Origin of the sequence: Caballeronia sp. DA-9 (assembly GCF_051615025.1) — a bacterium.
Classification (GTDB): Bacteria; Pseudomonadota; Gammaproteobacteria; order Burkholderiales; family Burkholderiaceae; genus Caballeronia; species Caballeronia sordidicola.
The window spans coordinates 2,876,631-2,895,813 of record NZ_CP195133.1; the positions used below are offsets into that span (position 1 = coordinate 2,876,631).

General features: G+C 59.5%; 15 protein-coding genes. 4 read left to right on the forward strand and 11 right to left on the reverse strand.

The annotated features are described in order from the left end of the window. Positions 1-102 precede the first annotated feature (102 nt). On the reverse strand, positions 103-819 hold the full coding sequence (locus tag ACRWA7_RS29375; protein ID WP_438394008.1) for a FadR/GntR family transcriptional regulator: 717 nt from the start codon (positions 817-819) through the stop codon (positions 103-105). A gap of 169 nt (positions 820-988) precedes the next feature. Here ACRWA7_RS29375 and ACRWA7_RS29380 point away from each other — a divergent pair, with 169 nt between their 5' ends. Beyond that, positions 989-2,119, forward strand: a complete 1,131-nt coding sequence (locus ACRWA7_RS29380) for a thiolase family protein (protein ID WP_438394010.1) — start codon at positions 989-991, stop codon at positions 2,117-2,119. 2 nt (positions 2,120-2,121) lie between these two features. Then, on the forward strand, positions 2,122-2,532 hold the full coding sequence (locus tag ACRWA7_RS29385; RefSeq protein WP_438394011.1) for a Zn-ribbon domain-containing OB-fold protein: 411 nt from the start codon (positions 2,122-2,124) through the stop codon (positions 2,530-2,532). A 54-nt stretch (positions 2,533-2,586) separates the two neighbouring features. Here ACRWA7_RS29385 and ACRWA7_RS29390 read toward each other — a convergent pair whose 3' ends face one another. The 10 genes from ACRWA7_RS29390 to ACRWA7_RS29435 form a co-directional block, all read right to left on the reverse strand. Continuing rightward, the gene (locus ACRWA7_RS29390; RefSeq protein WP_438396825.1) at positions 2,587-3,786 is read right to left on the reverse strand and encodes an acyl-CoA dehydrogenase family protein; all 1,200 of its coding nucleotides are present in this window, start codon (positions 3,784-3,786) and stop codon (positions 2,587-2,589) included. A 46-nt stretch (positions 3,787-3,832) separates the two neighbouring features. Next, positions 3,833-5,215 (reverse strand): MmgE/PrpD family protein, encoded by a 1,383-nt coding sequence (locus tag ACRWA7_RS29395; protein ID WP_438394014.1) that lies wholly within the window; start codon positions 5,213-5,215, stop codon positions 3,833-3,835. 24 nt (positions 5,216-5,239) lie between these two features. Next, entirely contained in the window at positions 5,240-6,298 is a 1,059-nt protein-coding gene (locus ACRWA7_RS29400; protein ID WP_438394016.1) for an amidohydrolase family protein, read from the reverse strand. A 1-nt stretch (position 6,299) separates the two neighbouring features. After that, a complete protein-coding gene (locus ACRWA7_RS29405) occupies positions 6,300-7,607 on the reverse strand; it encodes an MFS transporter (RefSeq protein WP_438394018.1) in 1,308 nt (435 codons plus the stop codon). A gap of 130 nt (positions 7,608-7,737) precedes the next feature. Then, positions 7,738-9,264, reverse strand: coding sequence for a UxaA family hydrolase (locus ACRWA7_RS29410; protein ID WP_438394020.1), 1,527 nt, complete (start codon positions 9,262-9,264; stop codon positions 7,738-7,740). 367 nt (positions 9,265-9,631) lie between these two features. Continuing rightward, positions 9,632-10,285 (reverse strand): GntR family transcriptional regulator, encoded by a 654-nt coding sequence (locus ACRWA7_RS29415; protein WP_438394022.1) that lies wholly within the window; start codon positions 10,283-10,285, stop codon positions 9,632-9,634. A gap of 474 nt (positions 10,286-10,759) precedes the next feature. Further along, entirely contained in the window at positions 10,760-11,197 is a 438-nt protein-coding gene (locus ACRWA7_RS29420; protein ID WP_438394023.1) for a Zn-ribbon domain-containing OB-fold protein, read from the reverse strand. Positions 11,198-11,217: 20 nt separating this feature from the next. Beyond that, on the reverse strand, positions 11,218-12,402 hold the full coding sequence (locus ACRWA7_RS29425; protein ID WP_438394026.1) for a thiolase family protein: 1,185 nt from the start codon (positions 12,400-12,402) through the stop codon (positions 11,218-11,220). After that, a complete protein-coding gene (locus ACRWA7_RS29430) occupies positions 12,399-13,616 on the reverse strand; it encodes a CaiB/BaiF CoA transferase family protein (protein WP_438394028.1) in 1,218 nt (405 codons plus the stop codon). Before ACRWA7_RS29430 ends, ACRWA7_RS29425 begins: the two co-directional genes overlap by 4 nt. Positions 13,617-13,625: 9 nt before the next feature. Continuing rightward, a complete protein-coding gene (locus ACRWA7_RS29435; protein ID WP_438394031.1) occupies positions 13,626-14,771 on the reverse strand; it encodes a CoA transferase in 1,146 nt (381 codons plus the stop codon). Between the two features lie 216 nt (positions 14,772-14,987). On the opposite strand from ACRWA7_RS29435, the gene aldA reads away from it, so the two are divergent. Further along, complete coding sequence (aldA, locus tag ACRWA7_RS29440) at positions 14,988-16,421, forward strand: aldehyde dehydrogenase (protein ID WP_438394032.1); 1,434 nt, start codon at positions 14,988-14,990, stop codon at positions 16,419-16,421. Positions 16,422-16,558: 137 nt separating this feature from the next. After that, positions 16,559-19,171: a CoA transferase gene (locus tag ACRWA7_RS29445; protein ID WP_438394035.1), complete on the forward strand. Its 2,613-nt coding sequence runs from the start codon at positions 16,559-16,561 to the stop codon at positions 19,169-19,171. Positions 19,172-19,183: the final 12 nt, after the last annotated feature.

Genomic DNA, 19,183 nt, shown 5'->3' on the forward strand with positions numbered 1-19,183 from the left:
CGATGAAAGGAAACGATACAAGAGTATCGCAATACAATGAAACGCGTGAACCGCCGTCTTAAGGGTCGTCGTCACTTGCCATGGTTGACGCTCGATAGTCCACTACGCGGATGCAAATTGCTTCCCTACAAAATCGATATGCGCATACATGGCGTCGATCGCTGCTTGTGGCGCGTGCGCACGAATGGCTTCGTAGATGGCACGGTGCTGGTCAAGACGCATCAACGAGAGGCGCTTCGCATCTGCGTCGATGTGTGCGGCATCAAACGTGTTGCTCGTGATGTGCTCGCGTAATTCCGCAATCACGCTTGCGTGAAAATGACCCATCGTCAGGTTATGCGAGGCGCCCGCGAGCGCCGTGTGAAATTCTGCATCGGCCAGCGCTTCGGCTTGCACGTCCTCGCCGCGAACCGCCTGGACCATTTTGAGCAGAATCGTATCCATGTCGGCCAACTCGGCTTGCGTGGCCCGCTCCGCGGCAAACCGTGAAGCAGCGCACTCGAATACGAGCCGGAACTCGAGCGTGTCGGCGCGCATTGGCGGATTCTCTGCGATCAACTGGAGCCACGGCGCGCAAAGCCGTGCGGGCGGATGACTGCTCACGTGCAAGCCACTGCCGCGACGCGTTTCGAGCAACCCTCGCGCAACCAGACGCTGTATGGCCTCTCGCACTGTTGTACGTGAAGCGCCAAGAGACGCGGCAAGTTCCCGCTCCGAAGGAAGCCGCGTTTCCTTTCGCCACGACGCGTCGAGAATCTTGCCTTCCAGCTCCGCAATAACTCGGGTCAACGTTTTCCGGCCAGTGCTGGTGGATGCCATATCCATCTAGCTCCTTCTCATGGTCCGCCACTTTTTATAAATTATATTACATGCATGCATTGGAGCCAATCAGCAAACATTCTCAGCTTGACCACCTCACTGCGCGACACATAAAATACATTTTATATTTATAGAAATGATGGCTGGTCCATTCGACGGAGATACAGGCATGAATCCCTTGCAGGACCTGAGCAATCGCGTGGCCGTGGTCGGCGTTGGCAATACGCGATACGGCGATTTCCCGGATGTCACGGACTATGCGTTGGGTGCGCAAGCATTCAAACTTGCGCTGGACGATTGCGGGCTTGAAAAAAGCGCCGTCGACGGTTTGCTTTGCTGCCGAGTGCCGTTTTACGCGCACATGGGCGAAATCCTGGGCCTGAATCCCCGCTGGACAATCACCCTGCCCGGTCACGGCCGGATGTCGGGCATGGCGATCGCCGAAGCCATGCTCGCATTGGAAACGGGCGCCGCAAATTATGTCGCGCTGATCTATACGAACATTGGCCGGTCGCGCCGGATGAATTACGGTGGCGACGAATCCGCTTCTTTCTGGGACCCGTGGGGGCTCACGTCTCCGGGTGCATCGCATGGATTGATGTTCCGCATGCACATGGAGCGGTACGGCACGACCACCCGTCAGCTTGGCGAAGTGTCCGTCGCGTTTCGCAACAACGCCATCCTCAATCCCGACGCCGTGATGCGCAAGCCAATCACACTCGACGATCACGCCGCCGCGCGCAGAATAGTCGAGCCGCTCGGGTTGCTGGACTATTGCCTCGTCAACGACGGCGCCGTTTGCATGATCCTCACAACACGCGAGCGCGCCGCCGACCTGAACAAACCGCCGGTGCTGATTTCCGGCGTGGGCGCACGCGACGCATTCGAACGAAGCGCGATCGGCAACTTCGACCAGGAGTTCTGGTATGACGAAGTTCGCGAGGCAGGCACAAACGCGTATGAAATGGCAGGCGTCACGCACGATGACATAAACGCGCTTATGTGCTACGACAACTTCACTCCCACAGTCCTGTTCAGTCTTGAAGGCCTGGGCTTCTGCGAGCGCGGCGAAGCGGGAGCGTTTGTCGAGAATGGTGCGCTCGGAATTAACGGTCGCCTGCCAACCAACACGGACGGAGGCCATCTTTCCAACTCCTACATGCAGGGCTGGGCGCTGAATGTGGAAGCCGTGCGGCAGTTGCGCGGAGAATGCGGCGCACGTCAGGTACCGGATTGCGAAGTCGTTCAGTACATTGCTGCTACGCCATGCACGCGCTCCATCATCTACACGAAGGGGTAACCATGCTGACTTCCTATGACAAGCCATTGCCTGTTATCGATAAGGATTCCAAAGGCTATTGGGATCATGCGCGCGCTCACAGGCTATCGGTGCAAGTATGCAACGCTTGCGGTCACCGGCATTTTCCGCCAACGCCGGTTTGCCCATCCTGTCTTTCCGATGCACAAACCTGGGAGCCCGTCAGCGGGCGCGGCACGCTGGTTTCGTGGGTAACGTTCCATCGCGCATACTGGCCTGCGTTTCGTGATGATCTGCCGTATCACGTCTGCCTTGTTCAGCTCGATGACGGTCCATTGATCGCTGGCAATTTCGCGGGCAACATTCCGGATGGCGCCAAGATGGGCATGCCAATGAAGGTACAGTTCGACGATGTCACTCCCGACATCTCGCTTGCGAAGTTCGTGCCGGCTTGAGCTGCAAACTCGCGAGCGTATGCCGGCTATGCATACGCTCGCTAAAAACGTTCTTCAATAAGAGCGCGGCAGTCCCAGCACATGTTCGCCAAGAAATGCCAGAATCAGATTGGTCGAAATCGGCGCGGTTTGGTAAATCCGCACTTCGCGCCATTTGCGTTCCACGTCGTATTCCTGAGCGAAGCCGAAACCACCATGCGTTTGCAAGGCTGTATCGGCTGCATGCCACGTTGCTTCGGACGCAAGCAGCTTTGCCATGTTCGCCTCCGCGCCGCAAGATTTGCCGCTTTGGAACAATGCAGCGGCTTTGCGTGACATAAGATCGGCAGCCTCGAGCTCCATATGCGCGCGCGCCAGCGGAAACTGAATACCCTGATTTTGTCCGATAGCGCGCCCGAACACCTTTCGCTCATTGGCATAATCGACCGCTTTCTTGAGAAGCCAGCGGCCATCTCCAATACATTCCTGCGCCACGAGAATGCGCTCGGCATTCATACCGTCGAGGATGTATCGGAATCCCTTGCCCTCCTCGCCCACCAGATTTTCAACGGGCACTTCAAGGTTCTCGATGAACACTTCCGTGGTGTTGTGGTTGATCATCGCGGGGATCGGCCGGATCTCGATGCCGTTGCCCTTGGCCGTTCTCAGGTCCACCAGCAAGGTTGACAGTCCGTCGGTCTTCTTCTTGCATTCTTCAATAGGCGTGGTGCGAACCAGCAGCAACATCAGGTCCGAGTGCAACGCACGAGACGTCCATACCTTTTGCCCGTTGACCACGTACACATCGCCCTTGCGCACCGCGCGGGTTTTGAGTTGCGTCGTGTCCGAACCGCTCGTGGGTTCGGTGACGCCAAATGCCTGCAACCGCAGCGCGCCTGACGCAATGTCCGGAAGATAGCGCCGCTTTTGCTCTTCGCTGCCATGACGAAGCAGCGTTCCCATGATGTACATCTGCGCATGCGCCGCGCTCGCCACGCAGCCGCTCGCATTGATCTCTTCCAGGATCACCGCAGCGGCACGCAAAGGCATGCCGGAACCGCCGTACTCCTCAGGAATGAGTGCGCCGAGAAAGCCCGCCTCGTTCAAAGCCCGCACGAATTCGGTCGGATATCCGCTTTCGTTGTCGAGCTTGCGCCAATATTCACCTGGATAGTCGCGGCAGATGCGGCGTACCGCGTCCCGCAGTTCGCTGAAGTCCTGGCTTTGCAACGAGACCATGAACTGGTCATCGGTCTCTTGAGGGGTTGATGTCATCATTGCTAGGTGTATTGAATGAAAGAGGGGTAGGACCCGCAGCCGGTCACGACAGATCGCGTGACGATCCGGAAAACATTCGCAAGTCGCGTACGGTCGACAGATCGTCGAGCGCCCAAAGTTGGTTGAATAAATTCTCCGCGGGTGCCAGATCAAGCGAACGGACAGCGCAATCGATGAATTTGTCGCGCAGTTCATCGCATGTCATCCGCCGCTGCCAACTACCCTTCGGCCGTTCGACCGCTTGCGAGCGCAACTCGCGCCCGGACTTGAGCACCACGGTCACTTGATCTGCGGGTGCGAAGGGTTGATCCCAGCCTTGCACGCGTTCAATTGTGGCCGTGCATCGAATGCGGGGCATCAGGCGGCGCACGTCCTCGCGTTGCACGAATGCATCGGTCAATTCCTCGAGTCCAACGCGACGCGATATCAATGCCGCAGCCATTGCGAACTGCATGCTGAACTTCGCTTCGAGACCCGTTTGCGGCGCATGATTTCGCAGCATCAGCATCTGCGTATCGCCGGTGTGGACGCGGACTTCCTCCACATCTTCCGCGCTGATTGTTTCGAACGCGACGAGGTCCAGCATTGCGTCGATAGAGCGGTGAGTCGCGTAACAAATCGGATAGCGCTTGATATGCACGCCGCTTTCTGGAAGCCGCCAATGTGAGCCGAGCTTGAAATCACGGGTTTCTATATCAGGCCTTCCAGAGGGCGAATGAGCGACCATGAAACCGGCACGATGTTCGAGAGCGTCAAGCGAACCCGTATAGCCTGCCTTTGCCAGTCCGGCCGCGAGCACGCCCGATTGCGCGGCGCGGCCGACCTGCAGCGACTTGGTCATTGAACCGAAGTTGGCGACCGTGCCTGCCGCCATGGATGCACTGATCGCAATCGCATGTGCGGTTTTTTCGGCGTCGAGCCGATGCAAGTTCGACACCGCCGCCGCGCACGCCAACGCGCCGTACACTGCGGTCGGATGAAACCCAGCTTCGTGCAACGCGCCGGGTTCGAGCGCGTCGAGAAGCGCCCAGGTCTCGTATCCCGCAACGTAGGCGCTCAGTAGATCGCGGCCGCTGCTGCCGAGTGTCCACGCTTGCGCAAGTATCGCGGGCGTCAAGACAACGCTCGGATGGCCCGACAATGCGACATCGTCATAGTCGAGCACATGCGCGGCTACGCCGTTGGCAAGCGCCGCATCGGCAACGAAGAGGCGCCGCCCCGTGGGGATCTGCGGCGCAGCGTGGGGTCCATCGAGTTCGGCAAGCATGCCGGCGACAAGCGTTGGTGCTGCTTCACCGGCGCCCGCAAGCAAAACGCCGACGCAGTCGGTCATGCCAATTCGCGCGCCTTCAATAGCTGCATTGGGAATGTCATCCCGACGCAGCGCGGCGGCAAACGCACCCACTTGCCTGGTCAAACCGTCCATATCTCTCTCCTTGACCAGATCACACTACGCTGGCCCGATCCGATAAAACCGCGCTGCAGTGTCATGAAAGAGCGCCGCCCTTTCAGCATCCGCCATGCCGATGGTCAGCCGTTTATAAGCATTCCATAAGATGCTGTAACTGAAGCAACCTTTATCCACGGGGAAATTGCTCTCGAACATGCAGCGCGTCGCGCCGAACAATTCAACGCATGTTTCTACATAGGGCCGGATAGCCGCCGCGATAGCTTCTGAATCTGGCGGCAAAGGCAATTCCTGAAAGTCAAAGCCAAACAACGGCATGCCGAAACCGCCCAGTTTCATGCTGACATTGTGGAAGCGCGAAAGCGCCGTGACCCCTGTCTTCCACACTTCGAAGACCTCCTCACGATGTCCTCGATACGGCCCCAAAGCAAGCGGGCCACCGACGTGATTGAGCACTATCTGGGTATCAGGAAACGCCTCTGCAAGCGCGCACAGCTCATCTATCTGGGTATGAACCAGCCACGCATCGAAACTCAAACCAAGCGGCGCGAGATGTTTGAAGCCTTCCCGGAAGCGTATGTCTGACACCAGGCCTCGCGGGGGCGTTGCTGCCGAAGCGCGAACGCTTGGATCGGCGTGCCATACAGCGATATTGCGAATTCCCCGCACGCGCTCGCCCGAGATCTTAAGCATTCGTTCGAGCACCGGGCGTGCGCCATCGCCCAGCAACAGGTCGGTATTCGCGACTATCGCCGCAGCCACTTTTGTACGAATGCCCATGGCCTGCGCCTTGCGCGCTTCATCGCATGCAAATCGCACTTCACCCAAAGGCTCGAATCCGGCCGGCGCGGCCGCATCGTAATGAGTCTTGCACTCGATGAAAACCGTCGCCCGAATGTCATGGCCGCCGCTCATGTCATCGAGCAGATCGTTTACGCGATACACCTTGTCAGGCAGTTCCCAAATATGATGATGGGCATCGACGATCGGCAGCGCCGGCTCCAGAACCGGTTCGATGCGCAGCGCCAGCCATTCGGGCCGGATGCTGACGTGCGGCGGTGCGAGGGGCTTTCCTGCAATAGTGGAAACAGTTTCGTTCATATCAACTCTCAGCGGGCTGCGGGGCGCTTGCCGCCGCGCCCGCGTTTTTCCTTGCGCCAATTGGCGAACGCGTCAGGAACCACGAAGACAACGCACCGATCACGAGCAGCACACCCGCTGCAACGAAAGCAGCGGCGAAGTGTCCCGTCGCCTGCACGACGTAGCCCGTCACGATGGGCGCGAGAAACCCCAGCACGTTCCCGCCAATGAGCAGCATTCCCGTACCACGTCCTACGTCCGACTTCGACGGCAGCAGGTCGCCCAGTAACGCGATGTTGAGCGCGTTACCGGTCGCAACGCCGCCCAGCGCAAGCGTGATCAACGCAACGATGATCCAGACGCTCGATATCCACGGCACGAACAGAATGGAGGCGCCGCCGATCATCACAATCCCGATCAGCGTACGGCGGCGTCCCGCTTCCACGGCTTGCTCCGTCAGCATGCGATCGCTCAGCACGCCGAGTGCAATCGATACAACAATCGCGCCGAGATAAGGCAGCGCCATGACGGTGCCGCTGGCAAGCATCGTCATGCCGCGCTCGGTTTGCAGGTAGTTCGGCAACCACGTGAGGAACAGGTACTGCGTGTAGGAATTGCAGCCTTGCGTGATCATCAGGCCGATCATGGTCTTGCTGCGTATCAGGCCCGCAAGCCCGACAGGCGGCGCGGCGTTACCACGTACTTGCCGGGCCGTTTCACGATCACGCTCGATGATGCGGCGCTCCGCTTCGGGTAGCCACCTTGCCTTCTCCGGCGTCCGGAAAAATACGAGCCAGAAAGCGAGCCATACGAAGCCGACCAGCCCACAAATTGCAAACGACCAGCGCCACCCTGCTACTGATACGAGCCACGACAGTCCGACTGCTCCCAGCGCGGGACCGAAGTACGCGCCCGAGTTGAAGATCGTCATGGCGGTCGCGCGCTCGCTGTTCGGCACCCATTCGCGGATGATGCGTCCCGCCGCAGGATAACAACTGGACTCGCCGATGCCCATGACGACGCGCGCCGTGATCACGGCGCCCACGGACATTGCGGCGCCAGTAAGTGCCGTGGCCGCCGACCACACCGCCATGCTGACGGCTGCAACCGAGCGCGACCCAAACCTGTCCACCAACATACCCACCGGGATCAGGAAGAGCGTATAGCCCCATAAGAACGATGAAAACAGATAGCCGAGCTGGACCTTTGTTATCGCGAGATCGGTGGATATCCGGCCAGCGGAAATGGAGAGCGCAACGCGGTCCAGGTAGTTGATGGTCGCGAGCGCGAACAACATCAAGAACACCCAATAGCGGGATTTCCAGCTCACGTTTGTCTCCGTTGCGACGCGGCGGTTATCTTGGAACTTCAATATAATTTATATTTTGTTAAGCGACAACTGATAAACCCCTTGCTTCAGGGTTTGCACTGAGCGTCCGATCGAGACCCAACAGCTCCGTCTACATCTGCGCGCCGATCATCCAAGGAACGAATTCTTCGTTGCCGACACCCAGCGCTTCGCTCTTGCTCTGCGTGCCCGAAGCAATCTCGATGATCGAGCGGAAAATTTCCTCGCCCTTCTCGCGCACGCTGACGGAGCCGTCCATGATGTCGCCGCAATTGATGTCCATGTCGTCGCGCATGCGGTTATACATTTTCGTATTGGTCGCGAGATTGATCGATGGGGCGGGTTTCGCGCCGAAACACGACCCGCGGCCTGTCGTGAATACAACAAGGTTCGCACCGCTCGCGATTTGCCCCGTAGCACCCATAGGATCGTAGCCGGGAGCATCCATGAACACGAGACCGTGTGTATCGATTGGCTCGGCGTAGCGGTACACGCCCATCAGTGGCGTGGAACCGCTTTTAGCGACCGCACCCAGCGATTTCTCGAGAATTGTCGTCAGGCCGCCGGCCTTGTTTCCGGGCGTCGGGTTGTTATCGATACTGCCCTTCTCGCGCTCCGCACACGACTCCCACCATCGGATGCGCTCAACAATCTTTTCTCCGACTTCACGCGACACCGCGCGACGCGTGAGCAAGTGTTCCGCACCATAGATTTCCGGCTTCTCGGAGAGGATTGCGGTTCCGCCATGCTGGACCAGCAAGTCGACTGCCGCACCGAGCGCCGGATTGGCCGTGATGCCGGAATAACCATCCGAGCCGCCGCATTGCAGCGCAATGTTCAGATGCGAAATAGGCAACGGCTCGCGGACCACGTCGTTGGCGAGCGGCAACATGGTCTCGATTGCCTTGATCGCGGCATCGACGGTTTTCTGCGTGCCGCCCTGCTCTTGCATGACGAGCGGCACCATCGTGGGGCCGGTTGCAATGCCGCCCGTCATGAAGATCGCGCCCATCTGGTTCGCCTCGCAACCCAAGCCAATAACAAGCACGCCCGCAAAGTTGGCGTGCTTGACGAAGCCGCCGATCGTACGTCGCAATTGCTGGATGCCTTCGCCGTTGTGATCGATACAACAGCCGAAACTGTGCGTGACCGGGACCACGCCATCCACGTTCGGATAGGCGTCGAGGCGGCCGGGCGCCGAGAAGTGCTGTGCGACCATTTTGCTGACTGTCGCCGAGCAATTGACCGTGCTGACCACGCCAATGTAATTGCGTGTCGCCACGCGGCCATCCGCGCGGCGAATGCCTTGAAACGTCAGCGTATCCGGCGCTTTGTCGATCAACTTCATGTCTGCGCCAAACGCGTAATCGCGCTCGAAATCGCCCATCGATACGTTGTGCACATGGACGTGCTCACCCCGTTCAATACGGCACGACGCGCGCCCGATGGTTTGTCCGTAACGGCGCACGAGTGCTCCGGCTTCGACGTCCCGTAGCGCTACCTTGTGTGCGGCGGGAATCTCGGCGCGTACTAGGAGCCCATCGAGCTCATTGAGTACCGTGCCGGCCGGCAACGTGTTGCGGGCGATCACAACGTCGTCGTCTTCGTGCAGCCGGATGATCTGCGAAAGCGTGTCCATGGTGTTCTCCAATGCAGGGAAATTTCTTCTGAGCAACGCGTGTTTTTTGCATGCGCTGCTACCTGCAATCATGAGTAACGCGAGGGGCGCGGACAAATTGGTCCGACCAAGTTCTGGTTGTGTTTTATCGGCTATACACTACGTATCAACGATCGAAAGCAGCCGCGATGTGAGGCTTGCTTAAGCGTGGAGAGGCCGTGAATGAACCAGGGAAAAAAAGGGGGATGTGCCAGCCCGGGAGGATTAGAGCTGGCGGTAGGATCTGGGAATTCTGCGAATGGATTGCCCAAGCGCAACAGTACAACGGCTAGTGACCTGGCGCTTTAACCAGCGTTACGTACGTCTTTGATGCCGTACCGGTCACATACTACGTATGCTTTGACGACATCACGTTTTCGGAAACACGGTTCCAACCGCTTTCAATATGATTGATCATTGCTGCAAGCGCCGTTTTCTTGTCACCCGACTCGAGCGCACGAATGATTTCTCCGTGTTCCTGCAAGAGTTGCTTGAAGCGTACCGCCTGGTCATCGTGAAAATTGAACGGGTACTTCGCCCACAGCACGCGTACGAACTGCAGGGTTTGCGGACAATCCGCGATTTCGTAAAGCCGGAAATGGAAACGCACGTTGGCCGCGCGCACTGGATAAACTTCGCGCGCCTTCACCAGCGCCGTCAGTTCACGATGTTGAGTACGAAGCTCGGCGATTTCTTCTTTCGTGATCCGCGCGAGCGCCTTTTCGGTGAGGCTCCGCTCGAGCATCACGCGCAATTCGAATATCTCGCGAGCGCGTTCCGGCTCGATCTCAGGAACGGAAAGCCCTTTATGCGGGACGCTCACGACGAAGCCTTCCATCTCGAGCACCTTCAGCGCTTCGCGCACGGGCGTGATCGAAACGCCAAGTTCGGCGGCAATATCAGCTTGCTTCAGCTTGTCGCCACGCTTGTATTCGCCCGAGATGATACGTTCGCGCAATCGCTCGGCAACCTGATCGAGTTTCGTCCAAAAAGTCATATGCATTCCAAGGGTTTCCAGTGCACGTCCGCCAAAGGTCGACAAGACCTGGGCGCTAAGGCGCCGTGACGGGGGGCGGTAATCATCTCGGCCGGGTCCGCGGTCCGATTGCCGGTATTGTACGAGGCCGCGCCGTCAATAATGAGTGATTGCTATGGGCGACTTGTGCTGTGCGTGCGTTCCTCGGTACTTTTACTCGTTTGCCTCGCGCGCATTAGCGCCTGCGTGCCTGGATTGGCATGCCTGGCGGGAAAATGGGGATAAGCGGAATGTTCGCCGCAGTGCGACGCAAATCACCGCGCCGAACCGACCGCATATTTTATACATATAAAATAAATTATCCTACTGCCGGCGGCAATGCGGGATTTTACCCGAGCACATTTGATGCCTCAAGGTCGCGGAACTGCTCGGACGCGAGCACGCTTCCCGGCAGGCTTACCGCCAGCAGCGCGTGATCGCTTCATGCATCTGGAATCGGCGTTACGCTGACTTCTGCTCTTGGGAATCGATGACAAACCGCGGAAGCACCAGTTCATCCGCCATGGTCACATACGTCATGCGCACCGGCTTGCCAATCCAGCTGCCCTCCGGAAGAGGGGATTCCAGGTTGGAAATCATCACAGGGCCTTCCGCAAGCCTCACCGCAATGACGTTATACGGCGCGGGGTAGGCATCAAGGTAGCTCTTGTGGAATACCACCCACGAGATGATGCTGCCTTGCCCGGACAGCGCACGCCATTCAAGCTCCGTCGACAAGCAATGCACGCAAACAGGTGCTGGCGGATATTGATACCCTCCGCACCCGGTGCAGCACTGCAGTTTCATCGCGTGTTCTCGGATGCTTTCCCACATGGGCCGGTCGTAGAGGCCCATCACGGGCTGCGGCGTGCGTGCCGCTTCAGATGTTGCCTGGCTCATCGCGCGTTCCTGTTGATTGCCTATCGGCTATAAATGATCGACACCGCCTTGCCGGCAACGTCTGACGTGTAATGCGCGTGCCGGCAATCGGGCACCTGCCGCTCGCCGCACTCCCCGCGCAACTGGCGCACGCACTCGATCTGATGCGCCCAACCCTGCATGTAGGTTTCGGACAGATGGCCGCCGCTTGTATTGGTCGGCAACTTTCCGCCCGGGCCGATGCCCTCTTCCCGCAGAAAACGCCCCACCTCGCCCACATCGCAATACCCGTAGCCTTCGAGCGCAAGCGGCACATGGACCGAGAAGCTGTCATATACCTGAAACAGGTCCATGTCGCGCGGTCCGAAACCGGCCATGTCATACGCCTGACGCGCACAGTCCTGCTGCGCCGAAAGATAGAAGTCCGTGAGCCTCGGCTCGAGGCTCGTCGCCCCGCGGTTCAGGTCGCGCCGTCCCAGCGCTTCGATATACACCGGCGGCTTGCGTAGTTTCTTCGCGCGCTCGGCGGTCGTGATGATCAATGCCACGCCGCCATCGTTGATCATGCAGTAGTCGTAAAGGCGCAAGGGTTCGCAGATGTACTTTGCTTCCCGATAGTCGTCGAGCGTGATGCGCTTGCGCATGACTGCGTTCGGATTCATCGACGACCATCCGCGCTGCGCTACGGCTACATGTCCAAGGTCGAGCGGGTCGAAACCGCGCGCATGGCAGTACGCGCGAAACGTCAGCGCATAGAGCGCACCTTGCGAGGTCAGCCCCCAAGGCGAGTGATACACGTAAGAGAGGAACGCGTCGCCGCCCATCGCTTGAGGTCCGCCGTATTGGATCTCGGCGGAGCGCTGGTCATTTCCATAAACCAGTGCGATGGTCTCGGCGAGCCCTGCCTCAATCGCCGTGACTGCCTGCGCGACGGAGAGCACCGCGTCCGCCTGATCGCCCCAGCGTGGATTGATACCCAGCACCTCGGACATGCGTTCGTAAGCCGTGGTCGGGCCAACAATCAGGCCGTCGATATCGGCTCGTGTCAGGCCGACGTCGGCCAGTGCTTCGCGAAACGCGCGTGCACCATAACCATAGCTGTCGGTCGGCTTTTCGCCAGCGCGAACGCGTTTCCAGTCGCCGACCCAGTCCGTATGCCCCACGCCGACGACGGCCGCCGCCCGACGCAGGTTTGAACTCGGCCGTTTGATTTCCGTCTCGCTCATGACAGCGCTCCAAGTTCATTCAACGCGTCGATACGCTCGGCGGAAAGACCAAGCAGCCCGCCAAGCACCGCATTCGTGTGCTCGCCAAAGAGCGGCGGACGCTCAAGCTGGACGCGTTCGCCGTCGATGGTGAACGGCAATGAACTCAGCAGCACGGGCCCTACTTCAGGATGCTCGACATGCTGCCAGTAATGACGATGCGCCAGTTGCGGATCGTTCTCGATCAACTCGCGCGACGATGACACCCGCGCCACCGCAATGCCACGCGGACGCAACGCCGCGATGATCTCCTCGATATCCTGCTGGCGCGTCCAGCCAGTCACCGCTTCTTCGACCCGCGAGAGCGCGGCGAGACGCCCAGCCGCCTTTGACAGGGTCGTGTCAGCGGCAAGATCCGTGCGGCCGATCGCTTGCGTAAGCGCACGCCATTGCGCGTCGTCCGTCACTGCAATTGCGACCCATGCGTCGTCGCCACGAGCCCGGAAGATATTATGAGGCGCGTCGTTGCGGCTGCGATTGCCGATCTGCGGCGGTTCGATACCCGTTGCGGACGCCTCCACTATTGAAGGCCCGACAAAGTTCGAGGTGGACTCGACCTGCGACAAATCTATCTTCATGCCACGACCCGTTTTCCGCCGATGCGCGAGCGCAGCGAGAACGGCAAACGCCGCGTGATAAGGGTTCGCCGCATGGTCGGGATAATGCGTGCCAGGGCCGACGGGATCATTGGGGCCGTAAGCGGTCTGCCACATGATGCTCGTCACCGCGCTGATCGTCATGCCAACGCCCAGCAAATCCGCGCGCGGACCGTCCTGGCCGTACATCGGCATGGAGAGATAGATGATGTCGGGCTTGATTTCACGCAGCGCCTCATAACCGAAGCCGAGACGATCCATCGCGCCCGGCCCGAAGTTGTTGCAGACCACGTCGGAGTGCGCCACGAGATCGCGCACGATGCGTCGCGCCTCTTCAGTTTTCAGATTGAGCGAGATGCTGTTCTTGCCGGTATTGCGCGACGCGAAATAACCGCTGCGGTTTGTGCCGACAATGCCGTCCTTGAACGGTCCGGCGGTCCGTACCGAATCGGGCCGCGTCATGCTTTCAATTTTCAGCACCTCGGCGCCGAAGTCCGCGAATACTTTGGTGCCGAACGGCCCGGCGCCGGCCCACGTCAGGTCTGTAAAACGGATGCCCTTGAGAAAGTTGGGTCGCATGAAAGGTTCCTAGGGTCGATCGGAAGTCTGGCCAAGAGGCGCTGCAGGACTGACCGACCACACCGGTTCGGACAGACGATAAGGCGCGCCGGGAAAACGCGCGGTCGCGTTCAGGTGGGTCAGCGCAACAGACTCGAAAAAATGCCGGTGCCGCAATTGCGGATCTTCCAGGACGTCGAGCACGGTGCTAACCGGCCCCATGACAATCTTGCGCTTGAGCGCTTCCTGCGTAAGCTCTTCCTTGGTGTACTGGCGCGTGAACGACTCGAGTGTTTCGCGCAAGATGTGCTTGGCTTCCCTCGTCAACCGCCACACACGGTCTGCCCAGCGCTCTTCGGACAACACCTCGCCGGCAGGATGTCCCGTCTCGCGAATCCAGCCGACCAGCGCATTCCACGACACCCCCAAGGAACGTGGCGCCGCGAGAAAGATCAGCCCATCCTTGCACGCGAACATGTCCTCGCTCGCGTCGCGCGTGCCTTCCCCGCCCCGCATGGAAATCTTCTTTTCGAAGTCCCACATCTGTATGGAGTTCTGCAGCGAGTGCGCGATGCACTCCTGCGCGGAGACATCGACGACATGGCCTCGGCCCGTGGCCTTTGCGTCATGCAACGCGAGCGATGTAGCAACGGCTGCATAAACGCCGCTGATCATGGTCGCCTGCGATCCCGGAAGACGCAGTGGCGCGTCGTCGAGCCGCCCCGAGAGCCACGCAATGCCGCCCGCTGCCTGAAGCGTCAGGTCGGTCGCCGGGGCGTCGGCCCACGGCCCCGTTCTGCCAAAAGGCGAAACGGATGTCACGACGACGGAAGGCGATAGCGACCTGAGCCAGTCGACCTCGTTGTAAAGAGGACCACCGCGTTCGAGCAACACCACCTGCGCGATCTTCGCGAGTGCCGCAAATTCGGCGCGCCCGTTATCTGTTTGTAAGTCGAGCACGCGACTCTGTTTCCCCGCATTGAGGAATTCGAATTCGTAAATGGCGGGATCTTGACCGGCAACGGCGTCACCATTGGACGACTCGCGGTCAGGCAACCCCGCCGGCGGTTCAATGCGCGTGACCAACGCGCCGAGATCTGCAAACAGACGCCCGACATAGCGCCCCAGGTCGTACGTCATATCGAGAACCCGTACGTCGTCGAACGGCCTTTCCATCCTCCCTCCTAGTTGCTCATTGTTTTCAGTGAGAAGAATATAATTTATATTATATGGACGCACAAGGGGTGGATTTGTCGCCGTTCGGCGTTGACGGCGCTCTCGAATACAATGCATTATATAATTTATATTCAATATAAATATCCTAAGTCTGACTCAGCGGATTCCGCATGGCCGACCTCTGATGCCGGCTGTGCATACGACATGGAGAGACACATGCACCGTAATTACATCGATGGCCGTTTCGTCGAATCGGACAACGGCGAACGCATCGCCGTCCTCAATCCCGCCACGGGCGCAGTCATATCGGAGATACCGAATTCGGCGGCATCGGTTGTCGATGAAGCTATCGAAGCGGCCAAGCGTGCTCAGCCAGGCTGGGGACGGCTGCCTGCAATCGAGCGGGCCGGGCATTTGCGGCGCATCGCTGTGAAGATCCGCGAGAATGCCGAAGCGATTGCACGCGTGATCTCGGAAGAGCAAGGAAAGATCCTGTCGCTCGCGCGCGTCGAAGCGTCGTTCACGGCGGACTACCTCGACTACATGGCGGAATGGGCACGCCGTCTTGAAGGCGAGATCCTCACGAGCGACCGCGCTGGCGAAAACATCCTGCTGTTCCGCCAGCCAATTGGCGTGATCGGCGGGATCCTGCCGTGGAACTTCCCCTTCTTCCTGATTGCTCGCAAGATGGCGCCGGCGCTGATCACCGGCAACACGATCGTGATCAAGCCAAGCGAAGAAACACCGAACAACGCGGCGCTATTCACCGAGTTGCTTGCTGAAACCGAGCTGCCGAAGGGCGTCTTCAATCTTGTCTACGGCAACGGCGCGCAAGCAGGGAGTGCGCTTGCTGGACACCCTGACATTGGCATGATCAGCTTCACCGGCAGCGTGGAGACCGGCTCGCGCATCATGGCCGCCGCCGCGAAGAACATCACCAAAGTCAATCTGGAACTTGGCGGCAAAGCGCCGGCAATCGTGATGGACGACGCTGACCTCGATCTCGCGGTCAACGCGATCAAGGATTCGCGCGTCATCAACAGCGGCCAGGTCTGCAATTGCGCGGAGCGCATTTACGTGCATCGCAAAGTGGCGGATGCATTCAGCGAGAAGCTCGTGCGTGCGATGCGCGCGACCACTTTCGGCAATCCGCTCGGCTCGACCGATGTCAACATGGGCCCGCTTATCAACACCGCCGCCGCCGAAAAAGTTCATGGGCTCGTTGATCGCGCGCTGAAGGACGGCGCGAAACTCGCGGTTGGCGGCAATCGAATTGAGCGCGACGGCGGTCAATATTTCGAACCTACCGTGCTGCTCGACTGCCGTCAGGACATGGAGATCATGCGCCGGGAAATCTTCGGCCCGGTCGCTCCGGTGACGATATTCGACACCTTGGATCAGGCTATCGACATGGCTAACGATTCGGATTACGGCTTGACGTCATCTATCTACACGCATGACCTTGGCAACACCATGCGCGCCTGCAATGAACTGCGCTTCGGCGAAACCTACGTCAATCGCGAAAACTTCGAAGCGATGCAGGGCTTTCACGCCGGCGTGCGCAAGTCGGGAATCGGCGGCGCGGACGGCAAGCATGGCCTCTACGAATATACCCAAACGCATGTGGTGTACATCCAGAACTCGCGCTAGAGCCAACTGACCAGCACTGGCTCGATCTCACGCAACGCTATCGCGGCACGAAGAACACCACCCTTCCCCAAGACGGTGTTGTACGCGCACGCATGGCTATCGATGGTTGATCCTGCCCTTTCGATACAAGGAAATCCATGTCGCATCCCGCTTCCAGCCCGCCCGCCTCCGCGCGTTCGCCGATGCCCGATCAGAAGACGCTCCCCGGCATGCTTGCCGGCTTGCGCGTCATTGAAGTTGCCGACGAACTGGGCGAATACTGCGGACTCGTATTAGCTGGACTGGGCGCAGAAGTCATCAAGGTCGAACCGCCGGAAGGCAGCCCGACCCGCAAGATCGGGCCGTTCTTCGAGGATGAACCGGGTGCCGAACGTTCCTTGTTTTACTGGGCGTACAACCGTGGCAAGAAGTCGGTCGTCATCGATACAACGGCCGCAGATGGACGCAAGCAATTCCTCGAACTCCTCGCCACCGCCGACATCTTGCTCGACAGCAGTTGCGACCGTCTCGCGCGAGACCTGCAGCTTAGCCTGCCGCTCACAGAGAAGTTTCCCCGTTTGATCGTTGCGCGCATCACGCCCTTCGGCGACAGCGGCCCGTGGAAAGACTATCAAGCGTCCGACCTAATTCATCTCGCGCTCGGCGGCGTGATGATGAACTGTGGGTACGACCCCGAGCCGGACGGCACCTACACGAAACCGCCTATCGCGCCGCAGGTCTGGCATGCGTACCATATCGCGGGGGACCAGACCGCTGTGGCAGTCGTCGCGGCACTCTTGCACAGAAAGCAGACGGGCGAAGGACAGGATCTTTCGTGCGCAATCCATCAGGCCGTCGCCATCAATACCGAGCTGGACCTGATGTCATGGGTGATGCGCCGTGCGCCGCTTTTTCGCCAGACTGCACGACATGCTGCGGAAGCGACGAACAGCATGCTCAACATCAGCCGCACCGCCGACGATCGCTGGAACATGACGTGGGGTGTATCGGCTCGCGACAAGGCGCGGCTTGTACCGTTCCTGCAGCATTACGACAAGGCGGAAGACCTGCGCCCGCCCGCGCTCGACAGCGACCTCTCGGCAAGAGATACGCCGGGATCGGCCAAGCTCGACAAAGAAACCGAGCACATGCTCGAAGTGATCCAGCGGTTTGTTGCATCCTATGACTATGCGGACCTGCCGTGGCATGAAGCACAAAACGCGGGATTGTTGTGGGCACCTGTACGCAAGCCGCATGAGAACGCGCAGGACGAGCACTGGCTGATACGATCGACGTTTTCGGAAGTCGAACATCCCGAGCTTGGACGCACGTTTCAATATCCAACCAGCAAGTGGCTGAGCACAGCGACGGCGTGGCAACGGGGCAAGCGAGCGCCGCTACTCGGCGAGCACAACGGTGATATCAGTTTTGCGCGTCACGCCGACAAACCCGCCAGCGTCCCCGCAGAACCGCGCACGCCAGTGCTGTCGGCGCACGGCAAACCATTTCCGCTGCAAGGCATCCGCATCTTCGATTTCTCGTGGTTCCTTGCGTCGGCGGGCGGCACGCGATTCCTGAATTCGCTTGGAGCGGAAAGCATCAAGGTCGAGTGGAAAGAAAATCCGGACACTCGCCTTGGTGCGATGGCGCCGGTTGGCGGACGCGAAGCACGCGTCACGGCAACCGCGCCGTTGCAAGCCGTCACCGATCCCAACATGGGTGGCCAGTTCAACAACAAGAACGCCGGCAAACGCGGGATGTCTCTCAACATTCGTCATCCAAAAGGGCTCGCCATCGCGAAGGACCTGATACGGATGTCGGATATCGTGGCGGAAGGATTTTCTCCGGGCGTATTGCAGCGGCTCGGGCTCGGTTATGACGTACTGAAGTCGATCCGTCCCGACATCATCTATGTGCAGCAGGCCGGCATGGGCGCCATCGGCACATATGGAAGGTTTCGTACGGTCGGTCCCGTTGCGGCGTCGTTTGTCGGCAGCACGGAGATGTCCGGCTTGCCCGATCCCGCGCCGCCTGCGGGTTGGGGTTATTCGTATCTCGACTGGATCGGCGCCTACGGTTTCGCGCTCGCCGCGCTCGGTGCGCTTTATCACCGCGAGCAGACCGGTGAAGGACAGTGGATCGATTCATCGCAGTGCGAATCGGGCATCTTCCAGACGGCGACGGCCGTGCTCGACTGGTCCGCAAACGGCCGCGCGTGGTCGCGTTATGGCAACAGGTCGCCTTACAAGCCGGCTGCGCCGCACGGTGCGTACAAATGCGCGGGCACTGACCGCTGGCTAAGCATTGCTTGTTTCACCGATAAGCAATGGAACGGCTTCGTGGAAGTCTCCGGCCTGTCGGCGCTTGATTTGGATCAGCGCTTTGCAACGCTCGAACTGCGCCTCGCTAACCAGGACGCGCTCGATGCAATCGTGGGCGCCTGGACATCGACGCAAGATGCTTACGCTGCCATGGAGCGTCTGCAACGCGCCGGTGTGCCGGCAGGGGTATGCCAGACAGCGGGCGACCGTTGCGACAGCGACCCGCAACTGGCGTCGCTCGAATGGCTGACTGAAGTTAGCGGATCGCGCATCGGGCGCTGGCCAGTCGCCGAGTTTCCCGTGAAGATGAGCGCAACGCCGGCATATAGCGGTGGAGTGATCGATCGCGGCGCGCCGTGTTATGGCGAAGACAACGAAATCATCCTAGAAGAGTGGCTGGGGTTTTCGAAAGCGCAGATTGAAGGACTACGCGAAGAAGGCGTGATCTAAGCGGCGGCTTTC

Bases quoted from the DNA above. Each gene is read 5' to 3' on its own strand.
- ACRWA7_RS29375 (WP_438394008.1), bottom strand. From the start codon at position 819: ATGGCATCCACCAGCACTGGCCGGAAAACGTTGACCCGAGTTATTGCG.
- ACRWA7_RS29380 (WP_438394010.1), top strand. From the start codon at position 989: ATGAATCCCTTGCAGGACCTGAGCAATCGCGTGGCCGTGGTCGGCGTT.
- ACRWA7_RS29385 (WP_438394011.1), top strand. From the start codon at position 2,122: ATGCTGACTTCCTATGACAAGCCATTGCCTGTTATCGATAAGGATTCC.
- ACRWA7_RS29390 (WP_438396825.1), bottom strand. From the start codon at position 3,786: ATGACATCAACCCCTCAAGAGACCGATGACCAGTTCATGGTCTCGTTG.
- ACRWA7_RS29395 (WP_438394014.1), bottom strand. From the start codon at position 5,215: ATGGACGGTTTGACCAGGCAAGTGGGTGCGTTTGCCGCCGCGCTGCGT.
- ACRWA7_RS29400 (WP_438394016.1), bottom strand. From the start codon at position 6,298: ATGAACGAAACTGTTTCCACTATTGCAGGAAAGCCCCTCGCACCGCCG.
- ACRWA7_RS29410 (WP_438394020.1), bottom strand. From the start codon at position 9,264: ATGGACACGCTTTCGCAGATCATCCGGCTGCACGAAGACGACGACGTT.
- ACRWA7_RS29415 (WP_438394022.1), bottom strand. From the start codon at position 10,285: ATGCATATGACTTTTTGGACGAAACTCGATCAGGTTGCCGAGCGATTG.
- ACRWA7_RS29420 (WP_438394023.1), bottom strand. From the start codon at position 11,197: ATGAGCCAGGCAACATCTGAAGCGGCACGCACGCCGCAGCCCGTGATG.
- ACRWA7_RS29425 (WP_438394026.1), bottom strand. From the start codon at position 12,402: ATGAGCGAGACGGAAATCAAACGGCCGAGTTCAAACCTGCGTCGGGCG.
- ACRWA7_RS29430 (WP_438394028.1), bottom strand. From the start codon at position 13,616: ATGCGACCCAACTTTCTCAAGGGCATCCGTTTTACAGACCTGACGTGG.
- ACRWA7_RS29435 (WP_438394031.1), bottom strand. From the start codon at position 14,771: ATGGAAAGGCCGTTCGACGACGTACGGGTTCTCGATATGACGTACGAC.
- aldA (WP_438394032.1), top strand. From the start codon at position 14,988: ATGCACCGTAATTACATCGATGGCCGTTTCGTCGAATCGGACAACGGC.
- ACRWA7_RS29445 (WP_438394035.1), top strand. From the start codon at position 16,559: ATGTCGCATCCCGCTTCCAGCCCGCCCGCCTCCGCGCGTTCGCCGATG.